The organism is Labrys sp. LIt4 (genome assembly GCF_017813775.1).
Lineage (GTDB): Bacteria > Pseudomonadota > Alphaproteobacteria > Rhizobiales > Labraceae > Labrys > Labrys okinawensis_A.
This window is the reverse complement of the sequence record NZ_JAGIPY010000023.1, coordinates 61031-84460: the sequence shown is the minus strand read 5'-3', so window position 1 is coordinate 84460 and position 23430 is coordinate 61031. Positions and strand designations below refer to the sequence as shown.

The 23430-nt window shown below is 61.5% G+C and carries 21 protein-coding genes; 7 read left to right on the top strand and 14 right to left on the bottom strand.

Features of this window, described 5'->3' with window-relative positions:
* The first annotated feature begins 15 nt into the window (after positions 1 to 15).
* Together J8I29_RS27425 and J8I29_RS27420 are read left to right on the top strand one after the other, a co-directional pair.
* Positions 16 to 723, top strand: a complete 708-nt coding sequence (locus J8I29_RS27425) for a GntR family transcriptional regulator (protein WP_209434085.1) — start codon at positions 16 to 18, stop codon at positions 721 to 723.
* Between the two features lie 10 nt (positions 724 to 733).
* The gene (locus J8I29_RS27420) at positions 734 to 1672 is read left to right on the top strand and encodes an ornithine cyclodeaminase (protein ID WP_209434084.1); all 939 of its coding nucleotides are present in this window, start codon (positions 734 to 736) and stop codon (positions 1670 to 1672) included.
* 4 nt (positions 1673 to 1676) lie between these two features.
* Here the strand turns inward: J8I29_RS27420 and J8I29_RS27415 are convergent, their stop codons facing one another.
* The 3 genes from J8I29_RS27415 to J8I29_RS27405 form a co-directional block, all read right to left on the bottom strand.
* The gene (locus J8I29_RS27415; protein WP_181161324.1) at positions 1677 to 2465 is read right to left on the bottom strand and encodes an amino acid ABC transporter ATP-binding protein; all 789 of its coding nucleotides are present in this window, start codon (positions 2463 to 2465) and stop codon (positions 1677 to 1679) included.
* Positions 2465 to 3388: an amino acid ABC transporter permease gene (locus J8I29_RS27410; RefSeq protein WP_209434083.1), complete on the bottom strand. Its 924-nt coding sequence runs from the start codon at positions 3386 to 3388 to the stop codon at positions 2465 to 2467. The genes J8I29_RS27415 and J8I29_RS27410 overlap by 1 nt, the downstream gene beginning before the upstream one ends.
* 65 nt (positions 3389 to 3453) lie before the next feature.
* Positions 3454 to 4299, bottom strand: coding sequence for a transporter substrate-binding domain-containing protein (locus J8I29_RS27405; protein ID WP_105864861.1), 846 nt, complete (start codon positions 4297 to 4299; stop codon positions 3454 to 3456).
* A gap of 262 nt (positions 4300 to 4561) precedes the next feature.
* On the opposite strand from J8I29_RS27405, the gene J8I29_RS27400 reads away from it, so the two are divergent.
* From J8I29_RS27400 to J8I29_RS30490, 4 genes are all read left to right on the top strand, one after another.
* Positions 4562 to 5698, top strand: a complete 1137-nt coding sequence (locus J8I29_RS27400) for a LacI family DNA-binding transcriptional regulator (protein ID WP_245197414.1) — start codon at positions 4562 to 4564, stop codon at positions 5696 to 5698.
* Between the two features lie 212 nt (positions 5699 to 5910).
* Positions 5911 to 6798, top strand: coding sequence for a PfkB family carbohydrate kinase (locus tag J8I29_RS27395; RefSeq protein ID WP_209434081.1), 888 nt, complete (start codon positions 5911 to 5913; stop codon positions 6796 to 6798).
* A gap of 289 nt (positions 6799 to 7087) precedes the next feature.
* Positions 7088 to 7861: a UTRA domain-containing protein gene (locus J8I29_RS27390; RefSeq protein WP_209434080.1), complete on the top strand. Its 774-nt coding sequence runs from the start codon at positions 7088 to 7090 to the stop codon at positions 7859 to 7861.
* A gap of 28 nt (positions 7862 to 7889) precedes the next feature.
* A complete protein-coding gene (locus J8I29_RS30490) occupies positions 7890 to 9077 on the top strand; it encodes a Xaa-Pro peptidase family protein (protein ID WP_209434079.1) in 1188 nt (395 codons plus the stop codon).
* Positions 9078 to 9084: 7 nt separating this feature from the next.
* On the opposite strand, the gene J8I29_RS27380 is transcribed toward J8I29_RS30490, so the two are convergent.
* From J8I29_RS27380 to J8I29_RS27345, 8 genes are all read right to left on the bottom strand, one after another.
* Positions 9085 to 9975 carry a succinylglutamate desuccinylase/aspartoacylase family protein gene (locus J8I29_RS27380; RefSeq protein WP_245197413.1) on the bottom strand — a complete coding sequence of 297 codons (891 nt, stop codon included), beginning with the start codon at positions 9973 to 9975 and terminating at the stop codon, positions 9085 to 9087.
* A gap of 170 nt (positions 9976 to 10145) precedes the next feature.
* Entirely contained in the window at positions 10146 to 11393 is a 1248-nt protein-coding gene (locus J8I29_RS27375) for an MFS transporter (protein ID WP_209434077.1), read from the bottom strand.
* A 35-nt stretch (positions 11394 to 11428) separates the two neighbouring features.
* Positions 11429 to 12817, bottom strand: a complete 1389-nt coding sequence (locus tag J8I29_RS27370; protein ID WP_209434076.1) for a M20/M25/M40 family metallo-hydrolase — start codon at positions 12815 to 12817, stop codon at positions 11429 to 11431.
* Positions 12818 to 12884: 67 nt separating this feature from the next.
* On the bottom strand, positions 12885 to 14132 hold the full coding sequence (locus tag J8I29_RS27365) for a pyridoxal-phosphate dependent enzyme (protein WP_209434075.1): 1248 nt from the start codon (positions 14130 to 14132) through the stop codon (positions 12885 to 12887).
* A 67-nt stretch (positions 14133 to 14199) separates the two neighbouring features.
* Positions 14200 to 14949: an amino acid ABC transporter ATP-binding protein gene (locus J8I29_RS27360; protein ID WP_245197421.1), complete on the bottom strand. Its 750-nt coding sequence runs from the start codon at positions 14947 to 14949 to the stop codon at positions 14200 to 14202.
* 41 nt (positions 14950 to 14990) lie between these two features.
* Positions 14991 to 15683: an ABC transporter permease subunit gene (locus J8I29_RS27355; protein WP_209434073.1), complete on the bottom strand. Its 693-nt coding sequence runs from the start codon at positions 15681 to 15683 to the stop codon at positions 14991 to 14993.
* Positions 15683 to 16378 (bottom strand): ABC transporter permease subunit, encoded by a 696-nt coding sequence (locus J8I29_RS27350; protein WP_209434072.1) that lies wholly within the window; start codon positions 16376 to 16378, stop codon positions 15683 to 15685. Before J8I29_RS27350 ends, J8I29_RS27355 begins: the two co-directional genes overlap by 1 nt.
* A 193-nt stretch (positions 16379 to 16571) precedes the next feature.
* Positions 16572 to 17279: a transporter substrate-binding domain-containing protein gene (locus J8I29_RS27345; RefSeq protein WP_181161321.1), complete on the bottom strand. Its 708-nt coding sequence runs from the start codon at positions 17277 to 17279 to the stop codon at positions 16572 to 16574.
* A 630-nt stretch (positions 17280 to 17909) separates the two neighbouring features.
* Here J8I29_RS27345 and J8I29_RS27340 point away from each other — a divergent pair.
* Positions 17910 to 18890, top strand: a complete 981-nt coding sequence (locus J8I29_RS27340) for a sugar-binding domain-containing protein (protein ID WP_348536186.1) — start codon at positions 17910 to 17912, stop codon at positions 18888 to 18890.
* 226 nt (positions 18891 to 19116) lie between these two features.
* Here J8I29_RS27340 and dhaL read toward each other — a convergent pair whose 3' ends face one another.
* From dhaL to J8I29_RS27325, 3 genes are read right to left on the bottom strand one after another with little or no spacing between them, the layout of a single operon-like run.
* Entirely contained in the window at positions 19117 to 20883 is a 1767-nt protein-coding gene (dhaL, locus tag J8I29_RS27335) for a dihydroxyacetone kinase subunit DhaL (protein ID WP_209434071.1), read from the bottom strand.
* Positions 20884 to 20919: 36 nt separating this feature from the next.
* The gene (locus J8I29_RS27330) at positions 20920 to 21885 is read right to left on the bottom strand and encodes an ABC transporter permease (RefSeq protein WP_105864848.1); all 966 of its coding nucleotides are present in this window, start codon (positions 21883 to 21885) and stop codon (positions 20920 to 20922) included.
* Positions 21875 to 23374: a sugar ABC transporter ATP-binding protein gene (locus tag J8I29_RS27325; protein ID WP_209434070.1), complete on the bottom strand. Its 1500-nt coding sequence runs from the start codon at positions 23372 to 23374 to the stop codon at positions 21875 to 21877. Before J8I29_RS27325 ends, J8I29_RS27330 begins: the two co-directional genes overlap by 11 nt.
* Positions 23375 to 23430: the final 56 nt, after the last annotated feature.

The following is a 23430-nucleotide window of genomic DNA, read 5'->3' as shown; positions in this document are numbered from 1 at the left end:
AGCTGGATAGGGCGGATGGACAAGCAATCACACCTCTTGCCGCTCTACGAACAAGTCCGGCGTTCGATTCTGGCCGGGATCGAATCCGGCCAGTTCGCCGAGGGCAGCTTCCTGCCCTCGGAGCTCGAGCTGATGGCTCTCTACGGCGTCAGCCGGATCACCCTCAGGCGCGCGATCGGTGATCTGTGCGCCGACGGTCGCCTGCAAAGGCAGCAGGGCCGCGGCACGGTGATCCAGCCGCGCAAGGTGCAACAAACATTGGTTTCTCTTTCCGGCTTTTCCGAAACCATGGATGGCCTCGGCCGGAAGAGCGGCCACCGCATTCTCGCGCGCGAGGACAATCCAAAGGCCCCGGCCATTCGCGACCGCCTGCAAGCCGAGGCTCTCATCCGCTTCGACCGCCTGTTGGAAGACGGCGGCAGGCCAATGACCCTGGAAACGCTCTGGTTTGATGCAAAGCGTTTTCCCGAGGTGATCGAGCCAGTCGCCGCCGGTGGGTCTTTTTTCGCGGCATTGCGCGACAACGGCATCGAGCCGGCTCATGCCGAACGGCAGATCGATGTTGGTCTCGCCTCGCCAGCCGAGCGTACCACCCTCGCGATTAGTGCTGTCCAGCCAGTTTACCGGATCGAAAAGGTCGTCACCGATGCGCAGCATCGCCCTCTAGCATTGTCGCAGTTGGTCACGCCAAGCCATCTGGTCACCTATACGATCAAGATCTGAAGGGTTCGACATGCGCGTTTTCGATATGGCCGCGGTTCATGCGGCCCTTCCCTGGCCTTTTTTGATCGAGGCGCTGCGCGAGGCTCATCTTGGCCCGGTGCCGAGTTCGGAGGTTGTGGTGCAGTCCGATCCCGCTGGTGGCGAAGCGCAGTTCGTCACTCTGCCCGGCTGGGCACCCGGTGGGCCGATCGTGGTAAAGATGGTCGGTGTCTTCGCGAAGAACGCGGCTCTCCAGCCGCCGCAGCCCGCCGTTCAGGGCCTGGTGGTTCTGTTCGACGGCACAACGGGTGCTCCGCTTCTCGCTGCGGATGGCGCGGCGATGACGGCGCGTAAGACAGCAGCTGATTCCGCCCTCGGCTCGGTTCTCCTGGCGCGGGACGACGTCGAGGATTTGTTGATCGTCGGAGCCGGAGCGCTTGCACCGCATTTCGCCGAGGCGCATCTGGCGGCCCGGCCCTCGCTGCGTCGTGTCACGGTCTGGAACCGCACCGCAGCGCGGGCCGAGGCAGTCGTCGCTCAACTGCGCGCCAAGGGCCTTGATGCCACGGTCAGTAAAGATCTCGACGGCGCTGTCGCCCGCGCTGATGTCGTGTCCTGCGTTACCATGTCCGACAAGGCCCTGGTCAGGGGCGAACTCCTGCGGCCAGGCACCCATCTCGACCTCGTGGGCGCCTATCTGCCGACGCTGCGGGAAGCAGACGATACCGCGCTGTCGCGAGGCACGATCTTCGTCGATACTCGCATCAATATGAAAGGCGGCGGTGACCTTGCTCAGGCCGTCACGTCCGGCGCCATCACCTGGGAAGCCGTGAAGGCCGACCTCTTCGAACTTGTCCAGGGGAAAACACAAGGCCGCACCAGCGCCAACCAGATCACCGTGTTCAAGAACAACGGCGGCGCACATCTGGATCTTTTCACCGCATCGGCTCTTTCGCGCACGCTTGGCTGACGCTTCAGGCGTCAGCGAGAACACGTGCCAGGAAGGCCCGGGTGCGCTCGTGCTGAGGGCGCGTCAGGACGTCGGCTGGGAGCCCTTGCTCTACAATCGCCCCGCCATCCATGAAGATCAGGTGGTCGGCGACGTCCCGGGCAAAGCCCATTTCATGCGTAACGACCACCATTGTCATGCCGTCATCCGCCAACTGACGCATCACGGCGAGGACCTCGCCGACAAGTTCGGGGTCGAGCGCGGACGTTGGCTCATCGAACAGCATCACGTCCGGCTTCATCGCCAGCGAACGGGCGATGGCGGCGCGCTGTTGCTGGCCGCCGGAAAGCTGGGTGGGATAATAGCTCGCGCGCTCCTTCATGCCGACGCGCTCCAAAAGCACCATCGCCTCTTCGATCGCCGTGGCACGCGGCACGCGCTTGACCAGGACCGGCGCCTCGACGACGTTTTCCAGCACCGTCTTGTGCGGGAAGAGGTGAAACCCCTGGAAGACCATGCCCATGCGCTGGCGCTGGCGGGCGAGTTCGTTGAAGCTCATCTCATAGAGTTTGTCGCCCTTCCAGCGCACGCCGACAGGCTCGCCATTGAGGAAGATCGCGCCGCCCGTGGGCTTTTCCAGATAGTTGAGGCAGCGCAGAAGCGTGCTCTTGCCCGAGCCTGACGGACCGACGATGCACGTCACTTCGCCGCGGGTCACCGCAAGGTCGATACCCTGCAGCACTTCGTGCATGGCAAAACTCTTGCGGAGCCGCTCGACCTTCAGAAGCGGCTGAACATTCGCATGCTCGTTCATCACAGGGCCTCCTGCTGGCGCGCGAACAGACGGAAGGCGAAAGAGCCTCTCGCTTTTTTCGAGCCGGCGCCGCGTTCGGATTTCAATCGCTGCTCGATGGCATGTTCCGCGACCGTCAGCACTGTTGTGAGCACCAAGTACCAGATCGTTGCAACCAGCAGCAGCGGCACCGTCTGATAGGTGCGCGCATAGACCATCTGGGCCGAATAGAGCAGATCGGGTAGCGCCAGCACGGACACGAGCGAGGTGAATTTCAACATCGAGATCGTGTCGTTGCCGATCGGCGGAATGACGATGCGCAGTGCCTGCGGCAGCACGATGCGACGCAAGGTCTGGCCGCGTGTCATTCCGAGCGTGGCGGCTGCTTCGGTCTGGCCGGCATTGACGGCCTGAATGCCGGCCCGGATCATTTCGGCGGCATAGGCGCTTTCGGTAAAAGCAAGGCCCATGATTGCGGCGCTGAAGGGGGTGATGAGTTCGTTGGTGTTCCAGGCGAAGAGTTTCGGCCCGCCGAACGGAATGCCGACTGAGACCTCGGGCAGCAGCAGCGCCAAATTGTACCAGAAAATCATCTGGACCAATGGCGGCACGCCGCGGAAGAACCAGATCCAGCCCCAGCTCACCCATTGAAAGACATAGCTGCCCGACAAGCGCATGATCGCCAGCAGGACACCGATGGCAAGACCGAGCACCATGGCGAGGAACGTCAGCAAGAGCGTCATGCCCAGGCCTGACAAGATCGCCGGGTTCAACATATATTCGGCGACGACGTCCCACCGCATGTTCTTGTTGGTGACAAGGACCTGCAGAAAGATGACCGCAAAAACCGCCAGAATCGCGCCTCCGATCCAATGGCCTATCTTCGGCACAGCGATGGGCTTGAGATCATGAATGGAGGGGCGGTGTCGCAGTTGATCAGACATCGTCATTCCTTGCTGCCGGTCCGATAGGTGTCCTCGTCCGAATAAACTTCGAACCAGGCGCGGTCTTAAAGATCCGCGGGATGTTCTTCGGTGATGAGAAGGGCCTTGCTCAGCATCCCGGCATCGTTAAGGCCCCATTTTGCCATGATCTTTTCATAGGTGCCGTCATCGATCATCGACTGGATCGTGTCCGCCAGGACCTGTCCGAGCGGGTCGTTCTTGCGGACGCCAATGCAGCTGTTGACGGGCGACAGGACGAGCGGTGAAACTTTCAGGTCGGCGGTCTGCTTGGCCATATAAGCCAGCTTGACCGAGCCGCCCACCGTGGCCTGGGCACGATTGGAGCGAACGGCGAGTTCCGCCTGCGCCTGCGTGCCATGCGTTTGCATGACGACCGGCTTGTCCTTGCATTCGTTGGCGTTCAGCCTCTCCAGAAGACCGATATCCCACGAACCGTTGAGCACGGCGACCGTCAGGCCGCAGGCCTCGGATACGGACTTGATGTCCAGCTTGCTGTCGGCCGGATAGGCAAAGGAGGTGCCGATCCGGCGCTGAGAAACGAAGTCGAGCGCCTTCAATCGCTCTGCGGTGGTCCCGAAGGACGCAAAGCCCGCGTCGAAACGCTTGGACTGAATGCCCGGGATGATGGCGTCGAAGCTGGTGCCCTCAAAGGTGAAAGGCACGCCCAGCCGCGTTTCCATTTCCTTGGCGATATCGACGCTCCACCCCTTGAGCTGACCGTCGGAGTCGAGGAATTCATCGGGCGCCCAATCATTGAAGACCGCGGCCTTCACACCCTTGTCCTTGTATTCTTGCGGCAACTTGTCATGGAGGGCGGGGATGACACCGGCGAGCGCCGGCATTGCCAGCATCGCGCCCAGAATGCAGCCGGCCAGAATGGATCTAATCATGAAAGCCTCCTTCTCGTAGCGAACCCGCCGGGTCCGCGATGCGTTCTCTGGTTCCCCTTGAAGTTGTTTTTAGAGAACGTTCTCACATATGAGACACGGAGTCAGCGCATCCGTCAAGCGGCGAATCCGGAAGAATCTCGGAGCAGTCGCGCTATTAGCGCGAGTTCAAGAAGGCGCTTTAAATAATGCTGTCGCTTCTTTTCGAAATGCGCATGATAGGATTCTCACTTGGCCGGCTGGATATATGAGAGGAAAGCCCGATTTGGCTGCGAAAAGCAAAGCGACGATCGCAGATGTCGCACGTGCGGCAGGTGTCTCCACCGCGACTGCAGGACGCGTGCTCGGCGGCTATGGCTATACGAGCGAGGAAAAAAAAGAGCAGGTTCTCAAGGCGGCACAAGATCTTGGCTATCGGCCCAATGCGCTCGCTCGAGGCCTCATCACAGGCCAGACCCGTACGCTCGGCGTGGTCGCCGGCGATATCCAGAACCCTTTCTATGCCTCGGTCCTGCGTGGCATCTCCAACGTCGCCGAGGCGAACGGATTTGGCCTTCTGATCACAAACAGCGACGAGGCCCAGGCGAAAGAGGTCCATTCGGTCGAGCTTCTGGCGCAAAAGCAGGTGGACGGCCTCATCGTCACCCCGAGCGACACGCGCAAAGCGCGGCATCTGCATAATCTCAAGGGCATGGGTATGCCCCTTGTGCTGATAGACCGCGCCGTTGCCGGTTTGATGGTCGACCGTGTGGCGACGGACAATATCGCCGCGGCTGAACAGGCCGTCCGCTATATGATCGCGGCTGGACATCGCCGTATCGGCATCGTGGCAGAACTCGTCGATGAGACAAACGGCGGATTGGATGCTTTTTTGGCGCGCGCCATCGCCGGCGATCCGATTGAAAGCGAGTTGCTCTATCCAAGCTGGCAGCGCCTTCTGGGCTATATCCGGGCGCACCGGATCGAGGGACTGCCCGTTGATCCGCGCCTGGTTCAGCGAGCCGGAAGCTATTCCGCCCTGGCCGCCCAGGCGGCGGTCCCACGCCTGTTGACGATGCCTGACCCGCCGACCGCCCTGTTCACCACGGACGGCACCATGTCGGAAGGCGTCATGCGGGCGCTCACAGAGCTGAAAATGTCCATCCCGCAAGACCTCTCGCTCATCTGCTTCGATGACATCGACTGGATGAGCTTCCATCGCCCCGGCATTACAGTCGTCGCCCAGCCCCGACTGGCCATGGGAGAGGCTGCGGCACGAATGCTTCTGGAACGTATTCGCGGTGAGGACTATCCACCCCGAACTGTGCTGATGCCCGCCGAAATGATCGAACGTGGCTCCGTCGCTCAACTTGACCAGCCGAAGGCGGCCCCGGAACACCGGCGCAGTGGCTTGAAGCGTTGAAACTTCCCGCCTTCTCTCGTTTCAATCGGCTTCCCAGCCGCCATCCCGCGGTCGCTCGTCAGGATTGCCTGGCTTCTTCCGGTCACGCTCTCTCGGCCCGATCCCGCTGACGCCACCACCCGTATCGAGGCGACATGGAAGGCGTTTGCATTTTACCGCACGGTCGGTTAATTGAGAACGCTCTCATATCCTTCTCAGGAGCGTAGGCACTTATGTCACGGCCCGTCAGAATCCTCGCCTTCGGTGACAATGTGGTCGACTGCTATCGCGACCAGAACCTGATGTTCCCCGGCGGGAATTGTGTGAATCATGCAGTTTTTGCCCGCCGTGCAGGGGCTGTTACGGCTTATATCGGCGCGGTCTGCAACGACGACGCCGGCCGCCTGATCCGCCAGGCATTGATCGAGGAGGAGGTCGATATTTCCTCGTTGCGCATCGAGCAGGGTCAGACCGCCTATTGCGTGATCGAGACGCAAGATGGCGACCGGATGTTCGTCGGTTCCAATCTTGGCGTGTCCATAATTGCGCCCTCGAGGGCAGATCTAGCCCGCCTTTCGGATTTCGACGCCGTTCATACCGGCCGCTCGAGCCATGTCGACGCATGGCTGCCGCGTTTTGCCGAGTCGACGAAAGTCTCCTACGACCTCGCGACCGTTCACACTCCAAAGCGCATCGATCAGGTCGCTCCCCATTGCTTTCTTCTAGCCTTCTCCGCCGGGGGCGCCACTTACAAGGAGGCACTGGCGCTGGCGCAGCGCGGGCGCATGGCGGGCGCGCAGTGGAGCCTGGTCACTCGCGGGATCGAAGGTGCCCTGCTTGTCGGGGAAGAGGGTATATGCGAAGCGCCGGCCAAACGCGTCGACGCCGTCGACACGTTGGGCGCCGGCGACACCTATATAGCCAATGTCCTCGTCGGCCTGCTTGCAGGTCGTCGACCCGAAACAATTTTGATGGAGGCAGCGGAAGCTGCAGCCAAGACGTGCATGATGAGCGGCGCCTTCGGGCATGCCACCCCAATGAGGGTCGACCTTTCGAACATGATGAGCTTGGAGGAGATTTACCGCACCACGCGCCCTGCAAGAGCACCCGAAGAGGCTTGACGAAACAAACGGCAAATCCTCCGCCGCAAGTCCGAGGCCTGGATCGGTAACGCAATAGTCGATCCATCGGCTTCCGCCCTCACCCGCCATCGTCTGCGTGGTGACGATCACCTTCGACCCGCCTCGCGCATGCTGCAGCGCTTTTTCGATCAGATTGACGTGCAACTGCCTCAGGCGGCCGTGCCCGCAGGGCCGCGATCCGGAGATACCCATAGCGGCCAGACGCACAGACAAGGGCGATGATAATCGTCTCTTTTCTGAATCGAGCACTGTGGTTTATGTTGTTTCCATGAAGATGCGTGGCAGAAAAAGCGAGATATCTCCTGATCTTACGCTGGATGGCGTCGGTGCCCCGCACCAGCAGATCGAGCGTGCGATCCGCAGCAAAATCCAGACCGGCGCCTGGCCGCCGGGATATCGAATTCCGCCGGAAGAAGACCTGGCGTTCACGCTTGGCGTCTCCCGGGCACCGCTGAATAAAGTGTTGAACAATCTGGCGAACGCCAAGATCATTGTACGGCGACGGCGTTTGGGGACTTTCGTCAGTGAACGCACGGACAATCACGCCGTCATCGGCGTTATCGATATTCGCGACAAGATCGAGAGCGCAAACAAGACCTACAGCTTCGAACTTCTCGAACGCGAGGTGGTCGACGCTGCACAGGCCTATGGATGGCAGGAGGCGGTCGAGAACGAACGACTGCTGCGGCTTGAACTCGTCCACCAGGCCAACGGCACGAACGAGGTGTTCGAGCAACGATTTATCCGCATTTCGGTCATCCCCGAAGTTGAATTCGAAACCTTCGATGAAGTGCTGCCGAACGAATGGCTGCTGGCGCGGCTACCGTGCACGCGGCTGATCAATACAATCCGGGCAACCAATGCGGACCGCCGTATCGCCAAGGCGCTCGGGCTCGCGCCCAACGAACCGCTGCTCGTGTCGGAGCGGCGGACATGGGCGCACACCGACGCATTGACCTGGGTCAAGTTGTCTTTTCCCGGCTATCGCAATGAGTTCATCGGAGAATTCAGCCCGCTCCAACCACTGGCGAGTCTGGGCTGACCGGCTCGCGGCTTCGGGGATTACCATAGTGAACGACGCAGACAGTGGCACGGACATGAAGGTTCTGGCGACGGAGCTGAGGACCAAGGTCTTTGCGGAAGTGCCGTGCGAGGTTGCGCTGATCGTGTCCTCCGACACGATCAACAAAAGCTATCTGTCCGGCTATGTGAGCATGGCGCACGATCTGGCGCCGACTTATCGATCCGCGGTGCTTGCCTCTCGTGACGGGGCATCGCTGGTCGTAAGCGCTGCCGATGCAGGCCCCGCGCTCGACCTGCTGGGCGATCCCGATCTCCTCTATCGCTACGGTGTTTTCCATTTCGCGACGGCGGCCTTGGGACCGGCGGGCTTTGGCCGGCCGGCAAGCACGGGTTTTGAGGACGCTTTTGTCGAAGCCCTGAGGACATTAAGGCCAGCGAGCGGTCTCGTCGGCGTGGACCGCACGAATGACGATCTGGTCTGGAACTTGTGCCGCGAGATGTTCGGTGATCGGGCCGTCATCGACGTCACGCTGGACATCGCAAGGGCGCGCGCCACGAAGACAACCGGTGAGGTGGCGCGTCTTCGGACCGCCGCGCGATTGATCGAGAATGGCTTCCGGTGGGTGATCGAGAACGCTCGCGCCGGCATGACCGAATTCGACCTGGCTGCAGGAATCACGGGCAATATCGTCGCCGGCGGAGGAATTCCGCGCTTCGTTTCCGTGACAACGGGGTCGAGATCGGCGCTGGCGGATGCCTATCCCACCCGGCGAACGATCGCCAAGGGCGAGATGATCCGTATCGATGCCGGGTGCACCGTCGACGGCTATTGGTCCGATATCGCCAGGACTTTCGTTTTCGGCGAGCCGGATGCCCGACAGCGCAGGATTTACGAGGCGCTGCGTGTGGGACTGGATGAGGAGCTTGCGGCGGTGCGCGCGGGGATCGCAGCCAATGAGCTCTTCGGGGTGGCGGTAGAAGCCGTGCGCACCAACGGCCTGCCCGAATACAGGCGGCAGCATTGCGGCCATGGCATCGGGCTGCGGTCTTATGACTCGCCACTTATCAACCCTACCGACGCCACCCCGCTCGTCGAAGGGATGTGCCTCTGCCTGGAGACACCCTATTACGAACTCGGCGTGGACGGCATGATGGTCGAGGATACGGTCTGCGTTACGGCGACGGGACATGAATCACTGATGACCATGCCCCGTGAACTTTTCATCCTGCCGTGAATGAGGTTCAGCCGTCGATCTCGGCACACAGGCCATAAAGCGCATCGCCAGTTGCGGTGAGAGTGGGGAATCTCCGGAAGATCACGATACCATCGGCGCCAAAGCGGAGTTCGAGCGGTCTGGCCAGCGGCAGGCCAAGCGGATGCAGATATCCTGCCGGGTCCCCGCTTCTGACCGGGTCACCGACCTTTGCGATCGGTTCGAAAAGACCGTCTGAAGGCGCGTAGATCGAGGAGGCGGGCGGCAGCATTTTCAGCCTGCGGGCAGGCTGGGCTTCCAGAGCCGAAATCTCAGGCGCGATCCCCAGATGGCGCAGAACACGGCGGATGCCGGCCTCCGCCAGATCGGCGCCGGCCGGCGACAGCCCGGGTCCGCCGCCAAGCTCCGTTGTCAGCGCCGCCAGCCCGTGTGCGACCGCCGAAGCGTACAGCGTCGCGGCTCCGCCCCCACCCTTGCCATCGGTGAGGATGGTGTTCGGCGCACGAAAGCTGTCGAGCAGCTCCTCGATCCGCCGCTCCTGTTGCGGCGTGCGGCCGCGATGCGCGAACGCCACGGGCATGTAATCGAGCGAACTTCCGCCCGAATGAAGGTCGAGCGCGTAATCGGCCAACGGAAAGAGAACTTCGGTCACGTAATGCGCGATCATGGCGGTGGGACCGCCCATGGCGTCGCCAGGAAACAGCCGGTTGAGGTTTCCGCCATCCAGGGGAGAGTTTCTGCGCCCCGCAATGACCGCCGGCCGATTCAATTCCGGCAGAATGATAACCCGGCCTTTGACCTTCGTCTGCGTAAGGGCGTGGGCGATCCGGCGCAAGGCGACCTGCCCTTCATATTCGTCGCCATGCGTTCCGGACGTCAAAAGGACGGTCGGGCCTTCACCCCCGTTCACGCAGATCATCGGAACCGGAAGCCAGCCATAGGCGGATGTGTCGGATGAATAGGGAACGCGGGCATAGTCGGATTGAACGCCATGCCTTTCAAAATCGATGGTGGACCAGACCTGACTAGCCATACAACCTCCCTATCGTTCGCCGGGCGAAGCCGCGGTGGCCCCCTGTTCCGTTTCGCTCATGTTCGTTTCAGGCGGAACTCCGCCGCCGTTGGTGCCATGCTGGCAAGGATCGCGGCGAGCATGCAGATGACCGCCGTCGCAACGAGAATCGGCGTGATGCCGATGAACGCCGACAAGGGGGCGATCGCCGACAGTCCCAGCGGCGCAAGCCCATAAGATACGATGAAATCGAGCGAGGAAACGCGCGCGAGCTTTTCGCGGGCAATCCCGCCCTGGATGGCGGTGAACCAGATGACGTTGAACAATTCCATCCCGAAGCCGGCAAGGGCATAGGCGGCCATCGGAATCCAGAACGTCTCTGCCGCCAGGAGGCTGAGCGGCACCAGTGCGTAGCTGCCCAAGCCCGCGAGCGCCCACCAGCCCCTCTTGGCCGGATTCCAGCTGGAAACCACAACGGCCCCGACCAGTGCGCCAGACATATATGCCGTCACGCTGCACGCCAGCAAAGTTGCGTCGTCGAACAGGTCGGCGCTGATCACGGGCACAAGTACATTGGTGACGGAATAGCCTGTCGCCACAACCGCACAGAGCGCTGCGAGCGCGGCGAAAAACCAGGGATGGCGCCGCGCCTCGCGATAGCCCTCGATGAAGTCTTCGGCAAAGAGCCTCATATAGGTGGCATGCGGCGTTGACGGGCCGGCTTGCTTGCGAGGTTCGGCCGGCCATGGTGGCAGCAGGGCGCTGACGATCCAGAGAACCCCGATCGCGAGGAACGCAGCCGTTACGCCAAATGCGGTGGCGATCAGCGTGGCGGCGGCAGGCCCGACCAGTATCGTCCCCCGAACCGAGAGGCTGAGCGCCGCATTGGCGGTTTGGAGGTCCGCGACAGGCACGACGCGCGGCACGATCGACTGATAAACAGGTCTGGAGGCGCCCTGACCGATACCCGACAGGAGCACACCCGCTCCTATCAGCAGCGACGCCGCCTGGCCATCCCAGGCAAGTCCGATGCAGATGAGCAGGGCTCCGCAGGCGGCGATCAGGCTCGAGGCCAGTATGATCCTGCGGCTTCCGATCCGGTCGGCCATGACCCCGCCGATCGGCACCGCGGCAAGAAAGCCGAGCGAGCGGAGCGCGAGGAAAAGGCCGAGGTCGACCGCAGACAGAATATCCTGCGAGACGGCGAAGCCGAGCACGAAAGGCAGCGCCCAGGTGGCAATGCCGCAAGCGGTATTGCCGGACCAGAGCCGAAGGAAGGACATTGAGCGGACGCTGGACACCGGCTTGCACAGGCCTTTCGGCAAGGATCGAGGGTGCTCTTGAAAAGTGCGGCCCACCGCTAGGCTTTCTGGATCTCGTCCAGAATGCGGACCCAGCTGCGCACGCCCTTGTGAAACCGTTCGATGTCGTAGCGTTCGTCGGGCGCGTGAATCGCGTCATCGGGCAGGATGAAGCCGATCACGATGCAATCTATGCCCAGCATCTCCTTGAACTGCTGCGCGAGTGGGATCGATCCGCCCGAGCCCTTCAAGACCGTCGGGCTTTCCCATTCCCTTGCCAATCCGCGGGCCGTTGCCGTCACGAATGGATTGTCCTCGGGCAGAGTAACGGCGCTGCTGCCCGGAAAACCCTCGAACGCCACCGTGCATCCCTCCGGCAAGCGCGACCGGACATAACGCTGGAAGATCCGGCGGACGTTCTCCGGATCCTGCCCCTCCACCAGGCGGAAGGACAGCCGCGCGGTGGCAGAACCAGGAATGACGGATCGCTCCCCGGGTCCCTGGTTTCCGCTGGTGACACCATTGAAATCGATCGTGGGCCGGCCCCAGATGGCCTCAAGCGGCGAATAGCCGTGCTCGACAATCCCGCCCGTCAGATCGACCTTGTCGAAGAGGTCGGTTTCATCTGAAAGTGCGCGCCATTGGGCACGAAGCGTTTGCGAAATCTCCTCCACGCCATCGTAGAAGCCTTCGATGGTCACGCGTCCTGCCTCGTCGTGGAGGTCTGCAAGCATCGAGCTCAGAATGCGGATCGGATTTGCCGCCACCGCTCCGAAAAAGCCCGAATGCAGGTCGCGGTTCGGCGCGAAGAGCGTGACCTTTTCGTGCAGCAGGCCTTTCAAGCGCAGGCTCAGCGCCGGCTGCGTCGGAGACCACATGTCGCTGTCGCAGATGAAGGCGATATCGCAGGCCAGTTCATCCCGATGCGCCGCCAGGAAAGCCGGCAGACTGTGGGAGCCGGACTCTTCCTCGCCTTCGAGCAGAACCGTCACTTTGCCCGCGAAGCCGCCATACGCAGTCTTCCACGCGCGGAGCCCTTCGATGAATGTCCATAACTGGCTCTTGCTGTCCGAAGCACCCCGTCCGTAGAACCGGCGAACCCCGTCTTCCTCGACTATCTCAGGCTCGAATGGCGCATGCCGCCAATCTTCCAAAGCGCCGACCGGCTGGACATCATAGTGACCGTAGAAGAGCAATTTCGGCCGGCTGGCTGAGAGCTCGTCCGTCGAGTGGGCCAGCACGAGCGGGTGCCCCTCGGTCTCCACCACGCGCGCGTCGAAACCCAAGCCGGAAAGCTCGTCGCATAACCAGCGTGCCGCCTGCTCGATGCCAGGCTTTCCTTCCGGATCGCTGGAAACGGACGGGATGGATATCAAATCAAAGAGCTTGGCGGTCGCGGTTTCCAGATTGCGATCTGCTTCCAGAAGGGCGTTCTCGACATTGGACATGGTCTCGCCTGTATGTTGTTTCCGGCTTCCGGTGGTGGTGGTCTGGTCAGCTGCGCTGTTCTGCGGGTCAGAGGTCGAAGCCGTACTCGTTTTTCAGGTAGGCCCGCAGCGACACCAGATCCGCCTTCGCCACGGACACCTGCATGGACGACGGGGTTTCCTTCAGCCCGGTCGAGCAGCCCATCACCACGACCGGTCCATCGCTCTCAAGGTCAGGGATATCCTCGAGCGCGGCAAAGGCGGCGCTCGAAGAGACTTCCTGCCACAGCCCCTGGCGGGCCATGACTGCGTGAGCGGCACGGGCCGCTTCGTCGTCGACCAATAGCGGGATGCCCTTGCTTTCACGCATGGCGACGACGGATCTGTAGCCGTTCACCGTGGTGGCGGTCCCGGACTGTATCGTCGGATTTGCATGGACCGTCGTGGCGGACAGGCCAGCCTTGATGGCGTGATAGAGAGGGCCGCGCGCCGCAGGCTCGACCGATACGAGCTGCGGTATTCGATCAATATGCCCCAGCAGCCGGGCCTCGTTGAAGCCTTTGTAGATGCCGTACAGCATCTCGCCGTAGCCCGTAGGCACCACGACGGCCGCTGGAACCAGCCCATCCAGATCGGCGAGAATTTCATAAGCGATCGTCTTGTAACCTTCCGGCCCCCAAGGGTGCCCGGTGTGCACCGTCGTGAGATTGCTGACGGGGTAGGTTCCGGGAATCTGCTGAAGCAGCCGCATTGCGGGCCAGCGGTCTTCCGCCGGCAGGAATACCGGAAACGCGCCATAGCCCAGGATCATGTCCCGGAATGCCGGGCTGATTTCAGGCATAGTGAGAACGACGCAATTCAATCCCGCGCGTCTGGCCATCGCCGCCGCCGATACGCCGTGATTTCCGGACGAAGCAACAATGATGGTCGATGCTCCTTCATGGAGGGCGGCCGAGACCGTAAAAAGGTTCAGTCGGTCCTTGTGGCTCCAGGTCGGGTTCCGGCTCTCGTCTTTCACGAGCACACCGCGCCCGCGAAACCGTCGAGGCGCGACACCTGAAACGTCCACCAGCGGCGTGCCGCCGACCGGCATGGTCATTTTCGCGTGTAGCGGCGGCAGAAGCTCCTGCCAGTCGTTCCAGCCGGAGCCCTTCCTGAAGGAGGCGCGGGTCACCGCTGCGTAATCATAGGCGACCTCGAGCGGATATTGCATGTCTTCCTTGGAGGAGACGGGGCACCCTGAAAGCAACGCCGGCAGCAGGGGAAATACGGGGTTCGTCGGCCCGAGCGAACGTTGCTCCGTCGCCAGCGACAGTGTGTCAGCCACTAGATTCATGTCTATTGCCTATGAATTGCTTGGATTCTTGGTCGGTCGTTGTGCCTGGCAGGCGGCAGGCTGAAACTCAGTGGAAAATCTGCTCCAGAAAATGCTTGGTGCGTGCTTCGCTCGGATTGCCGAAAAACACGGAGGGCGGCGCCTCTTCGACAATTTTCCCCTGATCCATGAAGATGATGCGGTCCGCGATCCTGCGAGCGAACCCCATCTCATGGGTGACGCAGATGATGGTGATTCCGTCATTTGCGAGATCGGCGAGCGTCTCCAGCACCTCCTTCACCATCTCGGGATCAAGGGAGGATGTCGGCTCGTCGCAGAGCAGGATCTTCGGCCTGGAGCACAGCGATCGTGCGATCGCTACGCGTTGCTGCTGGCCTCCTGACAGTTGGCGCGGATACTTGCCTGCCTGCTCGGGAATTCTGACCCGTGTCAGATAATGCTTCGCAAGGTCTTCGGACTCCTTGCGCGGCATTTTGTGGACCCACCTCAGCGCCAGAGTGCAGTTTTCAAGAACCGTTAGGTGTGGAAACAGGTTGAATTGCTGGAAGACCATGCCGACATTCCTGCGGACCGCATCCAGCACCCTCGACTTTTGCGACAAGGTGATACCGTTCACCCTGACAGCCCCGCCCTGGAATGGTTCAAGACCGTTGATGCAGCGGATCATCGTCGATTTTCCCGACCCGGAAGGCCCGCAGACGACAATCTTCTCGCCCTCCTTTATGGTTAGATTGATGTCGGCCAGGACCTGAAAGTCGCCGAACCACTTACTCATGCCTTCGATTTCGACAGACCTTCCAAAACTACTTCCGGGCATTGCGGGCTTCCTCTCATGGGGAGCATCGTTTGAACGCGCCATCACAGCGCTCCCGCCCGATCGCGGCCTGAAACGGCGACGAGCGAAAAGACCGCTGACAGAGCGACACGGGTTATGATGGTGATGCAGATGTAGATTGCGCCGGCGCTGAGCAGCGGCTCATAAACGTCGAGCGTACGCGAGCGAATCTCGTTGGCGAACCCCATGACGTCCATCACCGTAACGGTGAAGGCGAGCGCCGTGGACTTGCAAAGCATGATGACTTCGGTTGTGTAGGCGGCAAAGCCGTTGCGCAGCATGGCTGGAAGAATAGCCACGCGGAATGTCTGGAAGCCGCCTAAGCCGAGCGATTTGGCAGCTTCGATCTGTTCCCTCGGGGTTTGAAAATAAGACCCCCGCATGATCTCGGACGTGTAGGCCATCTCGACGATGGACAGGCACAAGACAGCGCACCAGAACGGACTTGAGAACACGTTCCAGAGAAATGTTTCCCTGACGATCGGGAGGACAGGGAAGCCGTAATAGATAACATAGAGAACGAGCAGCATGGGCACGCCGCGAATGCAGAACATGAGATTCCATACGGCCCGCGATAGCAGCCCGCCGAAATAGATCTGGATGAAGGCAGAGCTGGCCGCGAGCACGAAGCCAATGACGAGCGAGAGGATGAACAGCGCAAGGGTCGTCGATAGTCCGCCCAGTATTTCCTTGCTGTAGGTGATGATGAGGTCCATCAGATTTCTCCCATGGACCGGCGCGACTGCTTTTCCAGTCTGTGGAACAGCTTGGCCGACACGAAGGCGAAGACGATGAAAATGGCGATCGCGATGCCGTAGAAGGTGAATGGCGCTCCGGTCGAGCGAGCCCCGATCGAGGCGGTGCGAACGATGTCCGAAATGCCGATAATGCTCAGAAGGGCGGTTTCCTTCATGCTGATCAGCCAAAGCGAACTCAGATACGGAATCATCTTCCGGTAGACCTGAGGGAGGATGATCAGGGCGAGCGACTGAAAGACCGAAAAGCCCAGCGCACGTCCCGCTTCATTTTGCCCGGATGGTATGTCTGCCCAGCTGGCCTTGAAGAGTTCGGTCGAATAGGCGCCGAGCACAATGGACGTCGACATGATGCCGGGAACCAGCGGGTTCACGGTAAGGTGCGACATGCCCGGGATCATTGCCAATGCGCCGTTGATGATGCCATCCGCCGTGTAGAAGATCAGGAGGAGGAGGAGGATGTCGGGCAGGCTTCTGAAAATGTAGGTGTAGAGTTTTATGATCGCAGCCGCGGCCCACAGCCTGGATCTTGCGGCGATCGTAAGCGCGATCCCGATGAGGATGCAGAATGCGAAGCTGAGAACCGCGACTGTCAGGCTGACGCCAAAGGCTCGTGCGAATTGCCAGCCCCAACCTGCTTCCAAATACTCAAGCATCCAGCCCTACCTTGGGAATCGATCGGACGGTCGCGGCCCCACAAAACGGGACGTGCGGCGCTACTGCCGCTGTTCCGGATACGGCCGGCGACGGATCGATATTTGCGAGAACAGATTGACGACCGCCTGCCTCGCTTCCGGCAAAGGTGGCCGTCTTGAAGTCCGACGTCGTTGTGACGACGTCCGGCATCGCCTACTTGATCGGCGGGCCCCACTTCTTGGCAAGCTCGGCCCACTTGCCGTTGTCGCGGAGCGTCTGCAGCGCCCCATTGAACTCATCGCGCAACGCCGTGTCCTCGGGACGAAATGCCATGCCGATCCCTTCGGAGACCTGCACCGGGTCGCCGATATTGACCATCTTCGGCGTTTCGTCGCCCTTTGCGAGGAATGGCTCGATGTCACCCAGCACGACGTCGACACGCCCTGCCCTGAGATCGGACACCAGCGCATCCATGGATGGATAACGCCGAATTTCCGCACCCGGATATGTTTTCTCGACATAGGCGGCATTGGTCGTTCCTTGCTGGACGCCGATCACCTTGCCTTTCATGGCTTCGGGGGTGATGTTGAATTCCTTGCCTTCCACCACTCCGAAATATGAATAGGTGCGAGCATAGGGTGCGCTGAAGATGACACGCTTCTTGCGTTCTTCAGTGATGCCCATGCCGCCTATTATGACGTCGAATTTCTTGGCCAGCAGGGCGGGAATGATGCCGCTCCATTCGTTCGTCACGAAGCTGCACTTCGCCTTCATGATCTCGCACATCGCATTGCCAAGATCGATGTCGAAACCCTGCAGCGTTCCATCCGCAGCCGTCATGTTGAAAGGAGGGAATCCACCCTCGTTTGCAATCGTGATCTGCCGTTGTGATTGGGCTTGCGCCCCGGTCAGCGATGCCATCAGCAACGTAGCCGCGAGAACCCGGGATGGGAGCGATCTCATTGATTCCCCTCATTTTCATTTGTAATTACAAATGAACGGTACTTGAGAGGCCGGCGGATTGTCAACCGGCAAAATCGCAGCCGCGCAAAACTCCGCGGCCTGGGCTGTAAGAGCCATGCCAGATTTACCGCTCGGTATCGGAAAAGTTCGAAACCCGTCGGCGCGGAGCATGCACCGACGCGGCATTCCTGAGCCGCGACCGCCAGAGGCTTCCCCCATAATCGTGACCAGCGAAAATCGTTGAGCAGCCCGCGATACTTGGCGAGGCCGGGCAGGATGACGGGAGGCACGGCCTCGCCATTTGTTGTCCCGGGCGCAGCCAGCTCGCTCGGCATCCCGATAAGCCATCGGCGCTGCGAGCAATTCCTTGATCCTACGGTCGGCCGATCAGCGATGCAGGAACGCAGGCCGTTCGGATCGGATATCAGGTGCAGTACGGGTTTCGATTCCGATCAATACTGAATTCAAAGTCAGGCTGCCGTCCGGTTGGCGGCAGAGCCTGTTTCGGCACTGGATCACTTGTGACAAGGTTTGCAACGGCTCATGCCACGCGGCTATATCGAATGCCCCATTCTACAGGACCAATCCGTGCCCAGCAGCGAGATCGAAGACAGTATGCCGGCAGGGGCGAATCTTGCCGAAGAACTTGAGCGCGCCCGCGTGGCCTGGCTCTATTTCGTGGGAGGCCAGACCCAGCAGGAAATAGCCGAGCGCATGAACATCACCCGGCTGAAGGTGAACAAGATCATCGGCCAGGTTCGGGATACAGGCAAGGTGCAGATCCGTGTCAGCTTGCCGCTGAGCGACTGCATCGCTCTCGCGGAAAGGGTCTCGGCGCGATATGGCCTGATCGAGTCGGTCGTGGTGCCGGACGTGGCGGACTATCTCGAGCAGAAGCGCGTCATCGGCGAGGCGGCCGGCATGCTCGCCAGTTCGCTGATCAATGGTCAGGACATGGGTGTGGGCATCGGTTCGGGCCGCACGCTGAGCTATGCGGTACGTGCGTTGACGGCGAAACTGCGGCCGACGAGCTGGGTGGTCGGACTGACGGGCGGCGTTACCAGCGGTTCCTCGACAAATACCTTCGAAGTGGCGACGGCCTTCGCCCGCTCCCTCGGCGTGGAATGCCACTATTTGACCGCACCGATCTATTGCGCCAATCCGGAAAGCCGCAATGCGGTGCTTCTGAACGAGGAGTTGACCGATGTCCTGGCGCGCACGGAAATCGCCGACATAGGCCTCGTTTCCTGTGGCCCGCTATCGCATGACACCTCGCTCACGCAGATACGGGTCGTGAAGGATCATCTCGACGCCATTCTCAATCTGGGCGCCGTCGGCGAATTCATGGGATGCTTCCTGGATTACCAGGGCCGCCCCATCGACCACTTTCTCAACGAGTCGATCATCGCCCTGCCGCCGGACAAGCTCAAGATAAAGCCGATCTCGGTGCTCGTTTCAGGGGGCACGGACAAAATCCCGATTATCCGGGCGATTCTGCGGGCAGGATATGTCAACCGCCTCGTAACCAGTGAATCGGTTGCCAGAGCCCTTCTGCAGGGGCCACGCTAGCGCCCGGCCGTCACGAAGACGGCAGATCTTCGCCTCGCATCATACCAGCGGCATCGATGCTTGACCGACAAAGCACCGTCATTGCTTCGCTACGCTCGCAAGGACGCGCGGGTCAAACATCGCAACCGTTTCTCGCCGCAGGGGCGAGCCCGGCAGCGGCAGACGTTCCGCGTCTTTCAGCTCTTCGGCCAGACCGATCCGGGCATATGCGCTGCCCCGCCGGGACTCAGCCAAGGGCGTGCTGGCGCGCCTCTGACATGGCCCTCAGCATGACATAGGTCGAAGCCGCACCCGGATCGATATGCCCCATCGAGCGCTTTCCGAGCTTGGCTGCACGGCCGCGCCGCGCCTCCATTGCCGCCGTCGCCTCCATGCCATCCTTGGCGCCGTCCCTGGCGGCGATCAGGATATCGAGTGTCGAGCCTTTTTCCCGTGCCCGCTCCAGCGCCGCGGAGACGGCCGGCACCCAGGCATCGATCATGGTCTTGTCGCCCGGCTCGGCGCGTCCTCGGTCTCGAATCCCCTGGCAGGCCGCAGAAAGCCAGGCCGCCAGGGCTTCGGAGTCGAGATTGAGGCGATTGCCGACCGCCGTGCCGGCCCGCAGGAAAGCGGTCGCATAAAGCGGCCCCGAAGAAGCGCCGACGGCATCGAGAAAGGCCTTGGCCATGCGCTTGCATATGCCCTCGATCGCCTCATTGTCAGGCCCCTCGTCGAGAGCCTTCTGCACGGCGCGCCAGCCGACCTCCATGGTGACGCCGTGGTCACCATCGCCAATGACGCCGTCGAGCTCGGAGAGCCAGTCCTTTTCAGCGATGATCTGGTTGCCGACATTCTGCATCATGGTCCGGAACAGGGCGGGCGTGATGTCGCCATCGGCGATGAGTTCGCGAGCGGCTTCCGTTGTCGCCGCGCCACGATCGCTTGTCCGTTCGGGCTGGCGACGCACCGTGCCCTTCTCGACGACCGGGTCCATTGCGCCGACGGTCAGGGCCAAAGTGCGGCAGGGATGGTCAAGCAGGGCCTGAAGCGTGTCGTCGAGCTTCATCAGCGTCACCGAGGCGCCTGCCATTTCCAGCGACGTCGCATACTCACCCACCCAGGAGGCGTGGATCCTCACACCGAGGGCGTCGAGACGCTGCTTGACGCGCCGGAACATCACATAGAGTTCGATTTGCGAGGTTGCGCCCAGACCGTTGACCAGGACACTGACGCGGTCTCCCTGCGCGAGCGAAAGCTCCCTGGTCAGATTGTCCATCAATTCGTCGGTGACGACATCGGCCGTCGCCAATTTCTGGCGCCGAATGCCCGGCTCGCCATGCAGGCCCATGCCGATTTCCATGTCTTCGGCACCGATGGTGAAATTGGGCTTGGCCGTCTGCGGCAGGGAGCAAGGACTGAGCGCCACGCCCATGGAGCAGGTTGCGTCATTCGCCGCGCGGGCAAGCGCTTCCACGCGCGCGAGAGGTTCGCCGAGATCGGCAGCGGCGCCGGCGATCTTGAACACGAAGAAATCGCCCGCAATGCCGCGCCGCTCGTTCCTGCGTTCGGGAGGCGCGGAAGCCACGTCGTCGGCCACCGCGACCTGGCGCACGTTCATGCCTTCGCCGGCCAGTTCCTCCGCGGCCATGGTGAAGTTCAGCACGTCGCCGGTATAGTTGCCATAGAGCAGCAGCACGCCGGCGCCCCCATCGGCAGCGTGCGCCGCTTCGACGATGTGCGCGGGGGACGGAGAGGCGAAGACATTACCCACCGCCGCGGCATCCGCCAGGCCGCGTCCCACATAGCCCGCAAAAGCAGGCTCATGGCCGGATCCGCCGCCGATCACGATGCCGACCTTGCCGGCGCGCGGTCCGTCCACGGCAACGATGGCGCGGCCCGTTTCTCCTTCCACGCGCAGCAGGTCGGGATGTGCGCCCGTCATGCCCTCGATCATTTCCTGGATGATCTGTTCGGGCGCATTGATCAGCTTCTTGGTAGAGACCTGTTCGTTCATCGTTTCTTGTTCCGCGAATTCTTCAATCATGTCCGTTCAAGCTGCTTCGCCGCGCAGATAGCGACGAGAGATAGCATCGAAGGAGATGGCCAGCACGACGATCGCACCCGAGACAATGCCCTGCCAGTAGGGCGATACGCCAAACAGGACGATAATATTTTCGATGATGGCAATGATGCCGGCGCCGAGAATGGCTCCGATGGGACTGCCAACGCCGCCCGTGGTGGCGACGCCGCCGATCACACAAGCCGCGATGGGGGCCAGTACCCAGGTGTCGCCGATGGATGGCTGGGCCGTTCCCAGGCGCGCCACCATGAGGACACCCGCCAGTGCTGCGAGAGCGCCGGCCGCCACGAACACGATCAACCGGACGAGGTCGACACGAATGCCGAGCATGCGGGCGGCGCCCCGGTTGTTGCCGATCGCATACATGTAGCGGCCGAAGGGCGTTTTCATCATGACGAAGGTGGCGACGAGGAGGGCACCGATCATCGCCACGAAGGGAACGGGGACGCCGAACAGGTCGCCGCGGCCCAGATACTGGATCTGCTGCGGGATGCCGGTGATGGCAACGCCGCGCGTCAGCACCAGATTCGCACCGCCGTAAATGCCCGCCGTGCCGATCGTCAGCACGAGCGAGTGCAGCCGCAAGCCCGTAACGAGCAGCCCGTTGGCAAATCCAAGGCTCGCGCCCAGGGCGATGGCGAGCGCCATTGCCGTATAGGGCTCGATGCCGAATTTCATCATCAGGACACCGGAGGCGATCCCGCAGAGGCCGCCTATCACGCCCAGCGACAGGTCGAGTTCGCCAAGCACCATCAGCATGGATTGCGCGATGGTGATGAGCCCGACGAAGGCGATGCCGCGGGCCACGACGGACATGTTGTAGGAAGTGAGGAAATAAGGTGAAACGATCGCCGACAAGGCGAAGATGACCGCAAGGGCCGCAAGGACTCCCGCGAGTGGATCGCGCAGGACCGTGGCAAGTGATTTAGACGACATCGGCGTTCATCTCAGTCCCAAATATGGCGCCCACCAGCGTTTCCGTGGCCGTGTCGGCCGTGACGAATTGGCCGGTCAGGCGCCCGTTATGCATGGTTATGATGCGGCTGGCACATTTGCGCAGTTCGGCGATCTCCGACGAAATGAGGATGACTCCGACGCCGTCCTCGGCCAGCCTCTTCATGATCCGGTAGATTTCGGCCTTGGTGCGGATGTCGATGCCCTTGGTCGGCTCATCGAAAATCAGGATCTGCGGCCGCGTGGCCAAAGCGCGGCCGATGATCGCTTTTTGCTGATTGCCGCCCGACAGATGCGAGATACGCTTGCCCATGCCGGCGGTGCGGATGCCGTAATCGTCGATGATGGTCCGGACCGCACTGCGCTCGCGTTTCTGGCTGATGCCCAAGGGGCCGACGGTGAGAGACAGGATGGAAATACCGATATTCTCACGCAACGAAAGCTGTGGGAATATGCCGTGAAGCTTGCGCTCCTCGGACAGGTAGAGCATGCCGGCCGCGACGGAACGGGACGTATCGTTGAGCCGCCAGTCCTTGCCTGCGACCGTGACCTTGCCGGCGCTCGCCTTGCGATACCCAAAGATGGTCTGCATGATTTCGGAGCGCCCTGCCCCGACCAGGCCGGCAAAACCGAGGATTTCGCCGCGACGAAGATCGAATGAAATGTCGCTGAAACGCGGGCCGGTCAGCCCCCTGACTTCCATGATCGTGTCGGTCGCAGGACCCTCGGGACGAAAATGCTCGTCCAGCGTCAGATGACGGCCGGACATGGCGCGAATGAGATCCGGCTCCGAAATATCGGCGATCCGTCCGCTTTCGATTTTCTCGCCGTTGCGCAGAACCGTATAGTCGTCGCCGATGGCGAAAACCTCGTCCATCTTATGGCTGATGAAGACGATCGCATGGTTGCGATCGAGGAAGCCGCGCATGACCTTGAAGACCCGCTCGACTTCCACGGCGGTCAGCGCGGAGGTCGGCTCATCGAGGATGAGCACCTTCATATTCTTGTTCGTGGATGCGCGTGCGATCTGAAGCAGTTGCTGATCCGAGACCGAAATATGGGCCACGAGGTCCTGCGGGCGAGCCTCGATGCCAAAACGGTCGAGATAGGCCTGCGCCTCCGCCATCAGGGCGCGACGGTTGAACAGCATGCCGCCATGGCCTGTGCGGTTCAGGGGCATGAAGAGGTTCTCAGCAACGCTCATCTGGGGAAACAGCGTGAGCTCCTGAGGCACATAGGCGATGTTTCGATAAAGGGAGGGCTCTTCGGCGGGATCGCGACCATCGATCCTGATGGTTCCCCGCGAGGGGTGCTCCGCGCCGGTGAGAATCTTGACCAGGGTCGATTTGCCGGCCCCGTTTTCGCCGGCCAGGATATGAGTGCGCCCGAGCTCGACCTTGAGATCGACACCGTTGAGCGCAGTCACGCCAGGGAAGTCCCTGCCCAGTCCGGTGGTTTCAAGATAGGCCATGGACCAAGTCTTTCACGATGGACGAATAAGGCGCGGGCCAAGGAACCCGCGCCTGT